At 36.5% G+C, this 16864-nt stretch carries 10 protein-coding genes and 1 pseudogene; all 11 read right to left on the bottom strand.

Annotated features, from left to right (window positions below; genetic code table 11):
• Positions 1 to 313: 313 nt before the first annotated feature.
• On the bottom strand, positions 314 to 688 hold the full coding sequence (locus E0W68_RS13805; protein WP_135220032.1) for a hypothetical protein: 375 nt from the start codon (positions 686 to 688) through the stop codon (positions 314 to 316).
• An 11-nt stretch (positions 689 to 699) separates the two neighbouring features.
• Entirely contained in the window at positions 700 to 1746 is a 1047-nt protein-coding gene (locus tag E0W68_RS13800; protein ID WP_262712125.1) for an RHS repeat-associated core domain-containing protein, read from the bottom strand.
• Between the two features lie 57 nt (positions 1747 to 1803).
• Entirely contained in the window at positions 1804 to 2598 is a 795-nt protein-coding gene (locus tag E0W68_RS13795; RefSeq protein WP_135220030.1) for a hypothetical protein, read from the bottom strand.
• Positions 2599 to 2600: 2 nt separating this feature from the next.
• Positions 2601 to 3602: an RHS repeat-associated core domain-containing protein gene (locus E0W68_RS13790; RefSeq protein WP_262712124.1), complete on the bottom strand. Its 1002-nt coding sequence runs from the start codon at positions 3600 to 3602 to the stop codon at positions 2601 to 2603.
• 45 nt (positions 3603 to 3647) lie between these two features.
• Positions 3648 to 3938: a DUF1493 family protein gene (locus E0W68_RS13785; RefSeq protein ID WP_135220028.1), complete on the bottom strand. Its 291-nt coding sequence runs from the start codon at positions 3936 to 3938 to the stop codon at positions 3648 to 3650.
• Positions 3938 to 4912, bottom strand: a complete 975-nt coding sequence (locus E0W68_RS14035; RefSeq protein WP_394346294.1) for a Hint domain-containing protein — start codon at positions 4910 to 4912, stop codon at positions 3938 to 3940. Before E0W68_RS14035 ends, E0W68_RS13785 begins: the two co-directional genes overlap by 1 nt.
• A gap of 171 nt (positions 4913 to 5083) precedes the next feature.
• A pseudogene (locus E0W68_RS14015) lies at positions 5084 to 5809 on the bottom strand (RHS repeat-associated core domain-containing protein); the annotation flags it as partial.
• 689 nt (positions 5810 to 6498) lie between these two features.
• Positions 6499 to 7050: a hypothetical protein gene (locus tag E0W68_RS13775; protein WP_135220026.1), complete on the bottom strand. Its 552-nt coding sequence runs from the start codon at positions 7048 to 7050 to the stop codon at positions 6499 to 6501.
• 130 nt (positions 7051 to 7180) lie between these two features.
• The gene (locus E0W68_RS13770; protein WP_135220025.1) at positions 7181 to 7678 is read right to left on the bottom strand and encodes a hypothetical protein; all 498 of its coding nucleotides are present in this window, start codon (positions 7676 to 7678) and stop codon (positions 7181 to 7183) included.
• 278 nt (positions 7679 to 7956) lie between these two features.
• Positions 7957 to 12831, bottom strand: coding sequence for a DUF6443 domain-containing protein (locus E0W68_RS13980; protein WP_225990356.1), 4875 nt, complete (start codon positions 12829 to 12831; stop codon positions 7957 to 7959).
• Positions 12832 to 12858: 27 nt separating this feature from the next.
• Positions 12859 to 16476: an RHS repeat domain-containing protein gene (locus E0W68_RS13760; RefSeq protein WP_135220024.1), complete on the bottom strand. Its 3618-nt coding sequence runs from the start codon at positions 16474 to 16476 to the stop codon at positions 12859 to 12861.
• Between the last annotated feature and the right edge of the window lie 388 nt (positions 16477 to 16864).

The raw sequence follows: 16864 nt of genomic DNA, 5'->3' as shown, positions 1-16864 counted from the left end.
TTACAAAACCTACAGTTTATTTCCATGCCCTATTCTGATACATCAAGATTAAATAAAAACATTTTAAGGCTTTTAGAGATGTCAAAAATAACAGAGGCAGCTATTATACTGCCTCTATTTTTATATAAAATCTTATTTCACTATTGTTTTTCAATGATTTACAATCAAAATGAAAGCAAAACCCTATTCTGATACATTACCGCGTAATAGTTATTTACAATCAAAATCAGAGCGAAACCCTAATCTGATACATTACCGTAATAGTTATTTGCAATAAAAACAAGAACGAAAACCTAATCTGATACATCACCCATTAGTATTCTTTAGTAACATTTCTTGGCACATCATATTTACCGTACTTAGGTAATGTACTATCTATGAAAATTTTATAATCATAAACTTCAGACATAATTGAATCAGAATAAATAGCTGCTGATGTATTTTCAAATGTTTTAATAATAATATTCTTATCTTCTATGAGAATATCTACAATAATCTCATCAGCTCTTATTATTTCTACAATACTATCATTTTTACTCACTTCAACAATATCAGGACTTTTGTTAGTGATATAACTATAGTAATACCACTTTATATCTATATTCCCATCTGTAACATTCTTCCTAACAAATTTTGGGTCTTTGCATGAGAAACAAGCAAATATTAAAATATAAACGAATTTATTCATAACGTATCATTTTAAGGTTTATAGCCAAAATAGCCTTGAAATATTCCTGTCCCTGAATAAGTATGCTCACCATAAAAAGGGTAGCCTGAATTATATCCATTTCCACTATTTTGACTTTGATTATATCCACCAATTGTAGGCATCACACTTTTATAGAATGATTTAGGAGACGTGAATATTTGGTCTATAGCCATCCTATTAATTGAGCGTAAGTTAGATCCGAAGAGCATATTTCCTAAATATCTCATAGTTGTAATTTTTCCATTAAAAGAAACGGGGGTATATCTGCCTTGATCTGCTATACTTGATGTTTTTATATCAAATATCCCTCCATTTGCTGAAGTAGCAGCTAAACACATTAATGATACTGCAGACGACCCACACATTGTAGTCATCATTGTATTCCATAAATCAACATAGTAATTTAAAATCGCATTACCATTTTTTAAATGCTTTAAATCAATTGTCGCTTTTGCAGGTGTTGTAAACTTACCATTCTTATCATTAGTATTCATAAAATCCCATGGATTTTCTGATTGACCTATCACTTCGCCAGTATCGACATCATAAATATCTGTGCTTCCATCATTACTAGCCTCAACAACATCGTATGTCCCTTTTTCATTTTTTCTAACGCCAGTACTTTCACCTCCGTCCTTTTGTACTCCAAACCCACCTATCTTAAAAGTAGCTGTTCTAGCTGTTACTTTTCTACCATAGCCAACATCATAAACTTCTTCCCCTCCATCTAATTCAGTTTCCGCATCCACACCGCTGTCTGTAGCTTCCATTCCGTCGGGGTCTATAAAATACACAGGGTTATCAAGGCAATAGGTATATGGCGAGTACCTTCTTGAGGTTTCCGCAAGTGGGTCAATATTAAACCACCTGCCTAATGCAGGGTCATAATTCCTTGCTTGGTAGTCGTACCAGTCTAACTGCATCTCATCTTGCAGCTCCTTGCCATTGTATTTATATTTCAAAGCAGGGTCAGATGATACCGCTACATTATTATACCCTTCATGCTTCATTCCAAAGGCGTAATAGTTATTTACAATAAAAATAATAGCAAAACCCTAATCTGATACATTACCACTTTTAGCTTTTGTATTTAGCTATTTAAATTTTATTGGAATATCATCGGAAATTAAGAAACCGTCATATATTTCTATATCATTATCTTCCAATTCTTTCAATTTTACACTTGGCAATGTTTGTTTTAAAGCTTTAGAGTCGCAAAAATATAGTAGCTTAAAATTATATCTTTTTGATTCATCTAAATCAAATTCCGACACAACAGCATTATATTTATTTGATTCTTTTTCTAAAGGAAGGCGTAATACATACTGAAAAACTTTATATTCATTAGGATGCAATATAAATGAGTTTCTCCTTATTAATTCAGAATACTCAGCTCTATTAGTCATGGGATAATTTAATTCTTGCAATCTTAATTTAGTCTCATTATCTATAAATTCATTATTCTTTAACTTTTCATCGCTACCTAAAAAAGAATAATATTTTGTATGATTATTTTTGGAGTCTCGAATATCAAAAAAAATCCCTGCTGTATATACATCATTACCAGAAACTGTTTGTTCATCGACATAATCCTTTATGCCGAATTGGTCGTATATTAAATTATCTTGGTCAACAATAAATAATAGATTTTTATTTGTTCTATTAATAATTTGATAAGTAAGAACATTTACTTTATTATTATCTATAACTTCTTGTTTTTTTACACCAGGATCTAAATAATTCAACCCTGAAGCTACAATAGAATCATTGAGAATCCTTAACTCTACAGAACTTAATTCTCTATTAGTTTGATTATTCACATTGAAATTTTTACATGAATAAAATGAGATCAATAATATAATTATTATATCGAAGATTTTAATTTTCATAATTAGTCTTTTTGAGTATACCAAATATAATTCTGTTGATACCAAGCTGTATTTGCAAAGGGGACACCTCCATGATAATTTGCAAACTGATGTGCATATAATTCTGACAATGCAAGGGTTTTCTTTATCCCAATCTTAAAATAATTATCTCTATAGAAGCCATGATAATTAAAGGAAGCATGACCAAATTCATGTAACATCGTACTACCTAATTGTTTATAAGATGCATAAGCTGCTCCCCAAAAGTAAATTTCGGAAGTTATCATCTTTCCTGGATGGGGGTCTGCTAATATAGTACTTGCCACTGCTTCATGTTTCCAAGGATCATAAACATCCTGGGTATCTTCATTCCATCCATTAATTATTTTTGGACTTCCTACCTTCGAATATAATTCGTTTAATATAGGTACACTATTCCTCATTGTGTCTAAAGTTTCCTGAGTCTTTGGTGCCCTACCATTGGCTTTTTCTTTTCCATATACATTTTCTACTTGTCTATCTATTTCTGATTCTAATTGTCTGCCAACTTCAGCTTTAAACATATTATTAGCTTTCTCCTGTCCTGACTTGGTTAAACTTATAGAACCTCCAGAACCACCTATTCCAAAAGTAGCACTTCTCGAAGTTACTTTTCTACCATATCCCACATCAGCTGTCACCTCTACATCACCACTATCGAGCTTCGTTTCTGCATCCACACCGCTGTCTGTAGCCATCATCCCATCTGGGTCAATAAAATAAATAGGATTATCAAGGCAATAGCTGTAGGGTGAATATCTCCTTGATGTTTCTGCCAAAGGGTCAATATTAAACCACCTGCCCAATGCAGAGTCATAATTACGGGCTTGGTAGTCGTACCAGTCTAACTGCATCTCATCTTGCAGCTCCTTACCGTTGTACTTATATTTCAAAGCAGGGTCAGATGATACCGCTACATTATTATATCCTTCATGCTTCATACCAAAAGCATAGTAGTTATTTACAATTAAAATCAGAACAAACACCTAATCTGATACATTACCACGAAACCCTAATCTGATACATTACCCCTATGATAAGACCCCTGTTTCTAAAGACATAATTAAGTCTGCAATAGTTAATTCAGAATAACCTTCATCTGTATAGCCATAACCTTCTGGTCTAAAGTATTTATCCACATCAAAACTTGATACATCAACTCCAAATTTATTACTAAAATTCATAATAAACTCAGATGCATCCATTCCGTATATTCCTAAGTCCGATTGTAAAGAATGGTAATCTTGCAGTTCAAAACGATACCTACCACGTTCTTCAATTATGAACTTTCGTACTTCGTCTAAATGCTTTTCTTTATTCATTAATTAATTCTTTTATTATGTACTAAAATTCCGTTTGCAAAGAATGTATGATTCTTTTTAACAAATTCAACATTAAACATTTCCACAGTCCTTCCTGTGGGTTCTAATATCGTAATACTAACTTCAATAAGATTACCATCACTTAAAAATAGTACTACATCTCCTTTCTCTAATTTAGAAACCTTAAATTCCAATTCACTTTCAGCTTCCTCAGTATCATATACAGCCCAACCCTTTCCTTTTACCCAAAAAGGATGAGCTGGTGAGAAGTGATTGACAATTCCATTACTGAACTCTGCCTTTATTTCTTTGTATTTTTTATTTGTATTGGGAATATCAATTACTAAATCTGGTTCAATATACATTCGCTCAATATTTACGCTCAGTATTTTATCCCCAATAACAATATCCTCAATATTTTTTTCTTTTCCGTCTGCCATCTGAACCTTTGTACCTTTAACAAAGCAAGAATATTTTTTAATCATTTTAGTTGGGGTCAATTTTCCTTCATTGATATCTTTTTGCATATCATGAGGACCTTGTATTGCTGGGTCAAGCATTTTATCTGTAGCAGCTTCATAAATTATCAATCCCATTCCTACAGCTGGTATTAATCTACCTAATCCACGTCCTAATACCGTTGAGCCCATCATTCTAAAAGGTAATTTTTGAGGTAAGGCTTTAGATAATACATAGGAAGCAACTGAAGAGCCTTTACTTGAACCAAGCGCACCAATAGGTTTTAGAGCCTTAATTGGCTGCCCTGCTGCTAATAATACTGGTCCCGCCATATTCATATCTGACTTATGAGAACCATTTTGAGATGCTTCTGTAGAGCCAAAGACACTAAAGTCATCAAAACTTATCTCTTCAAAACCAGATGAAGCTACTTCTTTGCCTTCAACAGAAACTGAACCGTCAGAATTTAATTGATAGCTACCTTGAAGATTTTGGTCATTATCATAACCTCCCATACTTCCTTCTTCAAATAGATATTCACCTTTAATTCCTGCATCGTTTAAATCCTTCTGAGAGTTAATATTTTTATCATAAACAATATTCCCATCCTTCTTATACCAATCTTCTCCTCCATCAAGTTCCGTTTCCATATCCACACTGGAAGATTCTGCCTCCATCCCGTCAGGGTCAATGAAGTAAATAGGGTTATCGAGAGCGTAGGTGTATGGCGAATATCTCCTACTTGTTTCAGCCAACGGGTCTATATTAAACCAACGTCCTAATGAAGGGTCATAATTCCTTGCCTGATAGTCGTACCAGTCAAGTCCCATCTCATCCTGCAATTCCTTGCCGTTGTATTTATATCTCAACGCAGGGTCGGTAGCTGTGGTAATATTATTATATCCTTCATGTTTCATCCCAAAGGCATAATAGTTGTTCTCTTCTATTATCTCGCTGGTACTACCGGTAGTACCGCTTGTTTTTTTCAGTTCTACATCGTCAAACCATACCGTACCGCCACCATTATTATCTATTCTCAGGTTCAGCTTTTTAATATGTGCGGGTACGGATACTGTTGCCTGTATTTTTACCCACTGCCCCCGCACTCCTGCCGGTGTAATGGCATAGGCCACCAGTGTATAATAATCGTCTTCACCCTGCTCTTTCATAAACAGGTACAAGTCTGCCGTAGGCCCGTCAGAATATACCCATGCCGAAAAGGTATATTGCGTGGCTACGCTATTATTAATCGGCATCCAGTAGCTACTGTGCACAAATTTCTCAGTACTGCCCGGGTTATCTATCCTGCCGGAATAGTTGCCTGTATGGGTGTTGTAACTGTCATAATCAGATAAATTCCATACCGTATATTGACTGTCGGTGTCGCTTGTCCAGCCGCTTTGGCTTTCAAAACCATCGTTAAACTGCTGTTAGTCTAAAATATCTACAGTTTATTTCCATGCCCTATTTTGATACATCAAGATTAAATAAAAACATTTTAAGGCTCTTAGAGACGTCAAAAATAACAGAGGCTATTATTATACTGCCTCTTTTTTTATATAATAATCTTTTTGTAGCATTGTTTTTCAATGATTTACAGTAAAAATAAGAACGAAACCCTAATCTGATACATTACCCCTCCTTAAACTAAAAAAAACAATATAATAGAGTAAATCATTAAACCAATCAGTAATAATCCCACAATTTTACTATCACTCATCTTAATATTTAATAATCTAAATATTAATTTAATCAAATAAAATAGTATTAAGAGAAATACTATTTTTAAGCTTATTTCATCTATAATCTCTATCACAGCAATTAATTTAATCAAATACATTATCTATTCCTAAACATTATCGCTATCAATATAATATTCATTATAAATAATAAAAATAAATAAATCCTAAAAGTTATTTTTGGACCTATGATTTTAGGTATTAAAATAAATATTATAATGAATAAGAAAAGATCATAAAAAAAACTTAAGTTATTAATAAAAATATTTAAGTTTATTCCTGTATGAGAAGAAACTAAACGACTTAAATAAAAGTATGTTATAAATAATACTATAAACAATATTCCTATAGCTTTTTTCACTTTAGTAGTATGTCTTAAGTGTACCTAAATGCTGACGATTAGAAACATCATAAACATCTAAATGATGAGAATAATTAATTCCTCCCATTCGATTTCCTTGAGTCGTAGTTTTCTCAATAAAGTAAACCCCTTGATTTCCAGAAATACTGTCATATCTGTCTTTTATAGCATTAATTGCTTTTACATTTGCAGCATCTTGATTACCTATTAAATATAAATATCCTCCCATAATAAAATTAGCTGGACTTTTTGTTAAAAGTGGTTTTAATTTACCCTTCAAGGTAGAAGCATCTGAAACTCCTAATAACGCGCCCACTAATTTTGCATAATATGCTTCTGAACTTTTACCATCTCTAATTTGAGAATAAACACCTCCTGTCCCTCCAAAATCTTTATGCTCTACTTTTAATTTTCTGATATCTCCGTCTTTCATATTAAAATAGTCTAAAAATGATTTTTTATACTCAATTTCACTAAAACTTTGACCATCGTAATCCCCACCTATTAATTTATCGGATTGCTGATCAGCTATTTGCTTTCCAACCTCAGTCATATACATACTATTGACTTTCTCCTCTCCTGACTTGGTTAATCCTATTGTACCTCCAAAACCACCTATCCCAAAAGTAGCCGAACTTCTGGTTACTTTTCTGCCATATCCTGCATTAACCGTTACCTCTACATCACCACCAATAATCCTTAATATAATTGATATTATCTATCATGATATCAATTTCAGATTCAAACTTAACTAAATGCTTCTCATTTGGGAACATAAATAAAAATCTATCCAATATATCATTTCTAGTATCTATATATAAAACCCCCTTAATAATGTTATTGCTTTTATAATTGAAATAAATTTTAATAAAAGTATTAAAATTATCAGCTTTAACAACATCAATATCTTCAATATCAAATATAAAATCCTTATAATTATCCATTTCAACATCTACTGACTCTTCCAGTTTATTAGACATCATAAATAGAATATATTTTGGTTTGGAATTACTGAAAAATTTATAGCTATCTATATTCGCTAACTTTTCATGAGTATTTTCAAACAATTCAACTTCTGTATTATGTGGTATAATCAATCTGTAATAAGAATTCTCAATTTTCTTCTGAGCATTCATATTAAAGCAAAAAAATATAATTAACAGTAAAATCTTTTTATCCATAAAATAGTTTCTTTAGAAGTCGTAGCAATAAATTGCCAATCATAAAATAAAGCCATATAATAACAGTAAATAACAAAGCAATCAGTGGTAGAAACATTAATATTACTAATACACCCAATAAACCGTATACTTTTTGTCCATTAAAGTTTACGGGTATTATTCCACACAAATTAAGGATTATATGTAATATGGCAAAAGGTATACAGCCAAATAGAAAAGTTATAAAAAATGTTTTGAATAAATCTTTCTGTTTAGCCGAATATTTTTCTATAATTTTTTTAATCATCACTAAGATTATTAATAACGTCTCCTAAATAGCTCGCAGCTCCTTTAACAAAGTTTTCAACTCCTTTAGCTGCATTGTATAAGTTTACACTAACTTTTGCTTTAAATAAAGGTGCTTTTACTTTAACAGCTACTGTTCCAGAAGACTTAAGTTCTAAATTCTTTTTGCCTAAAGTCCCAACAACCGACCCTTTTTTACTAACTTCATGACTTTTTACATCTAAATCATGACTAACTTCCACTACACGAGAGCCTGACGGCGAAGTAGCACCAATTTTTGCATCTCCAATCGAAGCACTAGCACCTACAGAAGGTCCTGTGATTTCTGCTTTGACTAGATTATCTGAATTAGTTTCCAAATCAGCAGATATAAGGCTAGCTTCTGCTCCAACCTTTACTGGTCCAACTGTTCCTTCAACCCCTCCTTGAAGCCCAATTGAAAGACCAGCACTAGCCTCAACAACTTCACTAAAGAAATCGCTTGCTTTATCAAAATATGATTTTGTTTTAGCAGAAGGAGTATAAGCCCCAGCGGGACCCTTCGATTTTGGAGGAGGGTCACCTATTCCCTCTTCCATTTCACTTTCCATATCAACTGCTGAGTCTTCCGCTTCCATCCCATCAGGGTCAATAAAATAAATAGGGTTATCAAGGCAATAGGTATATGGCGAGTACCTTCTCGATGTTTCCGCCAGCGGGTCAACATTGAACCATCTACCCAATGAAGGGTCATAATTCCTTGCCTGATAGTCGTACCAGTCAAGTCCCATCTCATCCTGCAATTCCATGCCGTTGTACTTATACTTTAGCGCAGGGTCAGATGATACTGCTACATTATTATACCCTTCATGTTTCATCCCAAAGGCATAATAGTTGTTCTCTTCTATTATCTCGCTGGTAATACCGGTAGTACCGCTTGTTTTTTTCAGTTCTACATCGTCAAACCATACCGTACCGCCACCATTATTATCTATCCTCAGGTTCAGCTTTTTGATATGAGCGGGTACCGATACCGTTGCCTGTATTTTTACCCATTGCCCCCGCACTCCTGCCGGTGTAACGGCATAGGCTACCAGTGTATAATAATCGTCTTCACCCTGCTCTTTCATAAACAGGTACAAGTCTGCCGTAGGACCGTCAGAATATACCCATGCCGAAAAGGTATATTGCGTGGCTACGCTATTATTAATCGGCATCCAGTAGCTACTGTGCACAAATTTCTCAGTACTGCCCGGGTTATCTATCCTGCCGGAATAGTTGCCTGTATGGGTGTTGTAACTGTCATAATCAGATAAATTCCATGCCGTATATTGACTGTCGGTGTCGCTTGTCCAGCCGCTTTGGCTTTCAAAACCATCGTTAAACTGCTGGGCATCGTCTATTAATCCATTACCATTAGCATCGGCATAACTGAGCCTTACGTTACCCAAATGATCTTTGTACTGGTAAATATAATCAAATTTATCCGGATGGTATTCATCATTGTCAGGTTCGGGTACTCTCACATACCCCTCAGGGTGACTAAAGGATTTTAATACTCCGTTTTCATATATAAATCGGTTGGCATAGTCGGTAACGGTTACGTTGCCGTTATCTACTACCTTTTTTTGCATTTTTGCCCCTGTGGCATCATATATATAGTTTACCGTACCGGTTTGGCTGCCGCTAAAGGTTACCTGTACCGGCAGGTTCAGGTGGTTATATGTTATACCCTTAGTGCTCTGTGTGCCTATGCCTTTATTCAGGTCTTTGGTCATGTTGCCGTTCAGGTCATAGTCATAATCCATCGTGTTGTTATTCGTGTCGTCCCTAAAGCCTTTTACAATATCTGCCTCATCGGCTACCGCTTTCAGGCGGTTACTGTTGGGCAGGTAGGTATAGTTTAGCATGTCTATCCTGTCTATCGTGTTGGCAGCCGTTAAGCCCGTTCTGTGCAGGCGTATCAGGTTACCGTTTTTGTCATACAGTATGTTTTGGGTAGTATAGTCTTCTATTTCCGTGGGGTAATCTACAAGGGTATAGTTGCCTACATTGATGTACTGTGCCTCGGTTAGGCGGTTCATAGCATCGTAGTGGTAATAGTAGCCACGCTTTTTATTATCGGTTTTACTCCTCCAGTAGGTTTCGCTTATGTTGCCGTTATACAGCCCTGTGGCATCGGCATCTTCCTGCTCATTATAGTTTATTTTAAAGGCAAAAAGGTCGTTGGATAAAGCCTCGTCAGGATGGTTTATTTCGCGTAGCCATCCGCGTATGTTGTAGGTATAATCTACGGTTTGCAGTCGCAACTCGTCCGAAATTTTTCCGCCCACGCCTTTTTGGTGTAGCCTGCCCAGTTCGTCATAATGGTTTTCGGCTATTACCTGTGTAGCAATATCGGCATCTGTTCCGGATGGCAAGATTAAAACAACAGATTGCTTATGCTCTGTTAATCTACTCTGATTATCATATAAATATTCATCTTTAAGATTTATATCGGGTAAACCTGCCCTGATGTGTTTGCTTATGGTATATACAGGCTGCCCTATAAAATCGAGTGAATTTCGGGCAATATCCTCCGTACCCAAGTACTGGTTTTTGGTATGGCTCCAGGTGGGTCTTGCTTTTTCATCATATGCCGATACCGATACCACCCAGTTACTTGCAGTATCATCGGTAAGGTTACCGTCCAGCACCCTTACCTTGCCTCCTGTAGCCAACCCTTTGGTTGCTGTGGTATAACCCGGAGAAGGCGGTGCGGTAGGTACTGTTATACCCGATTTTTCAAAATCATAATCATCATAGTACGCTACTGTTAAGACGTGTATATCATCTATCGGAAAAATTTTGTTGCTGTAATTTATATCAGTACCTCCGCCGGTAAAAGGTTCGGCAGCACGTGTTTCGAACAAATCGGCATTGCCTGCCACAGCGGTTTTTATATCATGTCTGTCATTGGCAGAGCTTAAATATTCTCCTGTATAGGCTACACGCCCTATGGGGTCATACTTTGTAAACAACCATTTTTTATCTATCCTCTGGTTTTCGTCCTGCGTAAGTACAGGGCGGTCCAGCTTGTCATACACAATGTGTGTCCAGCCCGCGCCGGGTATGTGTTTTTCTACCACGCGGTTACGGCTGTCATAATGGTAGATGTAGCACAGCCCGTTTAGTGTGCTTAGCACTACTTTGTGGGTTACTTTGTTTTGCAGGCTGCCGTAATAGTTCAGGTTGGTTACTGCTCCTCCGTTGCCATTGCTTATCAGTACATTGTTGTCCCGGATGGATATGTTGTAGTTGTAGCCGTTGCCATTCAGTACGCCAAACTCGGTATCGGGCAGGCTGCGCTGTAGGGGTAGCTGTATCACATTGCCCTGAATGAGTTCTAACGGTGTTGTTGATGACAGGTTTATGGATAGGGTTACAATATCGTCTTCGCTAACGGATACGGCAATACCGCCCATAGCCCCGTAATCATTTGGGATATAAGTGGTAAGTATCTCACTGTTGTCCAGTTTTGCTACATCCTGTTCATATTTTTGTGCCACAACAGGGTCGGCCTTACAAAACGCTGTCCAGGGGTAGTTTCTGGAATAGGATAATTGTTGGGCACTGTTAAAGGTTGTGTTTACAGAGGGTACTTTTTCGCCATTACCCTCTACATATAATTTACTCTCCCGTACAAAGAAAGTATATTCGTAATATTTCCCTTCACTGTTTGTTCCTGATATTCTTCCTAATTCGGTATCCTGAAATGTGCCATAAGGCTTAACATCTATTATATAGCCTGTACGGTAGGGCATGGGGCTTGCCGTGGCAATGTTAATGCTCAGGGTTAGTGTGCCGTCTTGCTGCGGTGCTACAGAGAAACCGCCCTGCCCTCCGTACTTATCTAACAAATCAAGGTTTAAAATTTCGCTATTATCATAGGCTTGTAAATACTTATCATAATCAAGAGCCAGTTGCTGATTTACTTCGCTTAATACTGTCCACCCAAAGTTTACTCCCGGCACCAGCAGGGTTGATGTTGCTTCTACGATTGCATCAGCTGCAAGGGGGGGGATTACATAGGTAAGGTTGGAGAACCTGTCATATACATAGTAGGTATCATGGGGCTGGCTGTCGGCATAGGTTCTTTTTAAAATTATTCTGCCCAGTTTGTCTTTAAACTCTTCGGTTGTTTTGTTTTTACCGTCGGCAGGTATCCAGTTTTCGTCTTTGGTTATGGTTTTGTATAATTGATTAGCAGCATAATAATTTTTATAACTCAAAAGCGTTTTTTCGGTATCTTCTATTCCGTTTGTCGTTTCAAAGTTTACTTCAAAGCGTCGTACTTCGTAGGCTTTGTTGAGTTCGTATTTAAACTTTACGGTGTGGTCTCCGTCGTTATCCACATTATTGTCGGTATCTTCCATCCCTTCCCATGCTTCTCCGGGAGCAGATTGCTTGGTTGTTCTATCGAGGGGAGAACCTTCAAAAAAAGTAAGGCTGTAAGGGTTGGTGGTATGGTCGTATTTGGAGCTATTGTAAAAAGCTTGTGTCTTCATCAAAACATTGGGGTCATATTCAAAGTTATGTCCCTCTGAAGCGTACGGAAGATATTGCTTTGCCTGCCTTCCGTTTGCATCATATTCTATATGGGTAATAATATCTTTACCGTTTCCCGAAGCTCTGGCTGCAATTTGTTGTTTTGGGCGACCAAGCCCGTCAAGGTAGGTTATGTTAATCTTGGTGGCAGTAGTATCAACAGGATCTGAATAGGATGTAGTTGTGTTGGGATTATTATAAGTATAAGTAAGAACGTAATTTTCTGTTGGTGTAGGAGATTGTATTTGCGCCTGAACTAAGAACGGAAATAGTACTGCTACAATATATATTAGATTTTTCATGTCTTTCGTTTTTTAAAATTGGATGTATTACTGCTCTGTTCTGTAATGGTACTCGTTTCTTGAAAGAAGGTAATTGTCTTTATCTTTTACCGTTAAAAGTCTTCCTAAGTTATCGTATTCATATCTTAGTATATCTCCTCTTGGGTCGGTAACAGAAGTTACTACTCCTCTTGTCGGTTCATATACCAACGTTGTTACCATTACTGTTGAACCCGGCTGCTCATAATAGGCACGCAACGCATCCTGAGCAGCAATCAGATTAGACTCGGAAAAACCAACGGGATTTGTAGCATTTATTATATTTTCTATAAGTGTACTTGGTATATCGTTATAGGCGACATCTTCTATTTTAGCAGCAGGGAAAGTATTATTATATCCCCATATGTAACTGACGTGGGTTCCGTCTTTCATCGATACATCCAGCGGGTTACCGAAATCATCATATTCATGATATACAATTCTGTCTTCACCAAGAGTGGTTATATTACCTTTCAATGTTTCTATTTCTTTTAGTACCGGCAGTCCCGATACTACTGTGTATTTATTTATTGTTTTTTGAAGGGGGTCATTATTTCTGTATGTGGCAGTTACTATAGGTTTATTAATGACATGGTGGTGATTTACCATAAGTCCGATTGTACTATTTTCTTGTGTGGTAAACAATGAAGCTGTATAGCCCCCAACAGGATATTGATATTCTGTTTTATAAGTTACGGTTTCTGTTCCTTCACCAACCGTTACGGTTTCGCTGCTTACTTGATAATTTACCGGATTATATTCATAATCAGTCTGTGTTTGCGTCATTGCTACTTCTGTCCCGTCAATAAAATATTCTTTCTTGATTTTAGTTTTTAACGGGGCTGAGCCTGCTACTAACCACTTATAATCCGACATCGATAAAGGAAATGCCCCGCAATTTGGCGGTATGGAATAGTTTCCATAACAATCCTGTTCGATACTATATAGGGTTCCGGCATATTGCTCATAAGTATCGTATAGTTTAAGCCAAGCACAGGTAGTACTACTTACCGGGCGTGTTTTTACTATATTCTCCTCTCTAAGCTCATAGGTATTGATTTCTTCTACTAATAGTTGGTTCTGCTCATTAAAAACTTGTTTCTTTAAAAGCCATCCTCTTTTATAGTCTATGTTTTCTAATTCATTAAACGGATATTTGCATCTTCCATAAGTATCGCTTACATCTTCATCTTGCGGCGTTTGATACTGATAATAGGTGTAGCCTTTACCTGTTTCACGAACTCTGACGTGCTTATAATTTACAAATGAGCCTTTGGTTAACTGATTGTGATGTTGGGTGGTACTGACCGTAAAGTTTAAGGTTGCTACATCACAATTACCATTTAATGGACTCTTTACAAAAGTCTCATCTTGTACAGTATATTCACATCCAAGACCTCCTGCTCTTCCGTCTGTAGCTCCTGATGAGAGTATATTAGGGTCAAATGGATCTCCCTGACCTATAGGTTGAAGAATAGAACCTGTTGGTTCGAGTTCAGGTAACATAGTAATATTTCCTTCTATGTTTTCCGCACTCTCAGCATCATATGGGGTGTTATAATAATAGGATATGGTTTTTTCTGAATCGGTAGTATTTTCATTTTCCCTAAAAATAATTGATTTTATACGTAACCCTCCCCCCAATGCATATCTTTTATAGTACCATCCGACAGGTCTTGGCCCTTGGTAATTTACTTTTAAATGAACCCTTATGTACGCACCTGGAGGGGGTTGAGGCGCGCCAAGTACGGGGCTATAACCATTACTAATTACTGTTATGGTATGGCTCCCTGCGCTTAGTCCTGTTGTGATTGTTCCACCTGAAATATCAGAAATCAGGTAATATTGACCGTCTATTTTCACGCTAAAATATTGTTTGTAAGCTGTGCCTTCCTGCACATTTACATCTATAGATACTGTTTGGCTTTCTTGTAATGAAAAAGAAAGTGGGGAGGATGGTGTCGTGGTATTATTAAGGACTTCAAATGTCTGCTGTGTATTTTGGCTTGCACCACGATTTATCGGTAAATAGTCTGTATATGTTTTCGAAATTAAGTTTGGCCCTTCATAAGAATAGGTATGTGATTCGAATTCAAAATCTTTTACTCCTCCTGTGGGATAAACGATTCTTTTTAAGACACCGTCTTTGAAAGCTTCACGATACTCAGAAGCGGTTGTAGTGGGTGTTGATGTAACACCTTTAAAACCCCATTTATCTCCCGCACCATACGAAGGTAAGTCCTTAGAAACATATTCTAATTTATAATCTAAGCTATGGTTAGGGTCTGTAGGTGAGTGAACCGTTGCCTCTGTTACTTTATCAAGCCATAACCTTGAATTAATGGTACTATATGCGAAAGTAAATGTTTTCCATTTATTAGGGGAACTGCTCTTGTGTAAGGATATACTTTTCAGGGTAATACCACCTTCTTCATACTCGGGGTGCCCTCCTGTAAAATCAAACTTTATATAGGTTTTGTCCCTGAATGATATTTGAGAGAGTTTTTTTGTTTGTACTGTTGTTGTTGACTGCGAATAAGTATATTTTGGAAAAGTCATCGAACTGTTAAAAGCTATGCTGGCCTCGCTTACCGCGGGCGATCCCGATGGAGTAAAATAATGGCTTGTGCCCGGATGAGGCGTAATGTTGTAATATGTATGTACCGGTAATTCACGATATTCTTCTGAAATCGCAGTGTAGGTAAAATTTACCAGTTCTTCTCCATTGTTCGCATTAATAGAGGTGAGATGCCATGCCGAATTACAAACTGTAGTACGGTTATATAAAATGAAATCAGGAGCGCCTTCGCCTACTTGGGGTATACTGCTGGATACTGGTTTAGATGTAGTCACTTCTACAGCATTTGTATTACTATTATAGGGTGTATTTCCGAAACGATATTTATAACCGTTAGCGTCAGTTATAGAAAATCCGTCTATACTTGTTACTCCTGTTATAGTGCCAGTACCACCATCTGTTATAATTTGTTCGGTATAAAAAACTTCTATAGCTACATTCTGGTCTTTTGTTAAAAGCTTTGCTTTTAACATCCCCAGTTCTTTAACAATCACAAATCTGCCTGTTGCACCCAATATGCTAAATTGGTAAAGATCTAATTCGGAATCATATACATTTTGGCTTGTACCTTTAGCATTCCAGGCATATCGTTGTTTAAGATCAGTAGGCATGGTATTATATAGAAAAAACTCATCATGGGGTAAATTATAAATTCCCGTTTGTATAGTAGCATCTCCGTTTATAGCTCTTTTATAAGCCTCATCTGCCGTACCCCTAACTGTCCGAGAGATACTCCCTCCGGCTTCAAGCGACCAGCCGGTACCTGTCCACCCGGATCTTGAAGCTACCCTGACTCCTTGTGTATTATATTTCAAAGCAAGAGGTAAAGTCATGTCTCCATTTAATTTTTTGGAATAAATGGGAATAGATATATCTGGCTGACCTGTATAATAATCAACAGGAACCTCTTCAAATGTCATTAAATTCGCCACGGTTGGCGATGGTGGGATAATTTCAGGTAATGTAGGTGCCTGCTTGTTGTTGGAACCGGACTGCCCAAGAACGGCAATAGAAAATAAAAGTAATGAGCTTAAAAATAATTGTTTCATTGGTTGGATTTTTAAGAAAGTGCTAAAACTAAAGATTTTGACAAATATTTAACAAGTAAATAACGTTAAGGGTGTGTTAATAATTGTGTTGACTTCAATACATTTTTGATACAATCATATTTATTAACTATTGATTTTTTCGTGTACAGGCAAACTTCTTACTTAGAAATCAAATGAATACAAGTTGACAGTATCGCCGTAAGTTGGGGTTGGGTGTTTATAGCACGTTAGTACCTCATTAGTATCAACATCTTGCCAATCGGATAGTTTAGGGCTAAATTCCCATTGTTTATGATCGGTAAAGGGTTGGGGGGTATTTTAGGATTACTTTTTACTTTCTTCAGCGTTAAATCCAAAGTGTTCAAAAATGCGTTTGCCTTTTATTGTT

The organism is Flavobacterium salilacus subsp. salilacus (assembly GCF_004634195.1).
Lineage (GTDB): Bacteria > Bacteroidota > Bacteroidia > Flavobacteriales > Flavobacteriaceae > Flavobacterium > Flavobacterium salilacus.
Note: the sequence above shows the minus strand (reverse complement) of the source record. Positions and strands in the feature narration are given on the sequence as shown.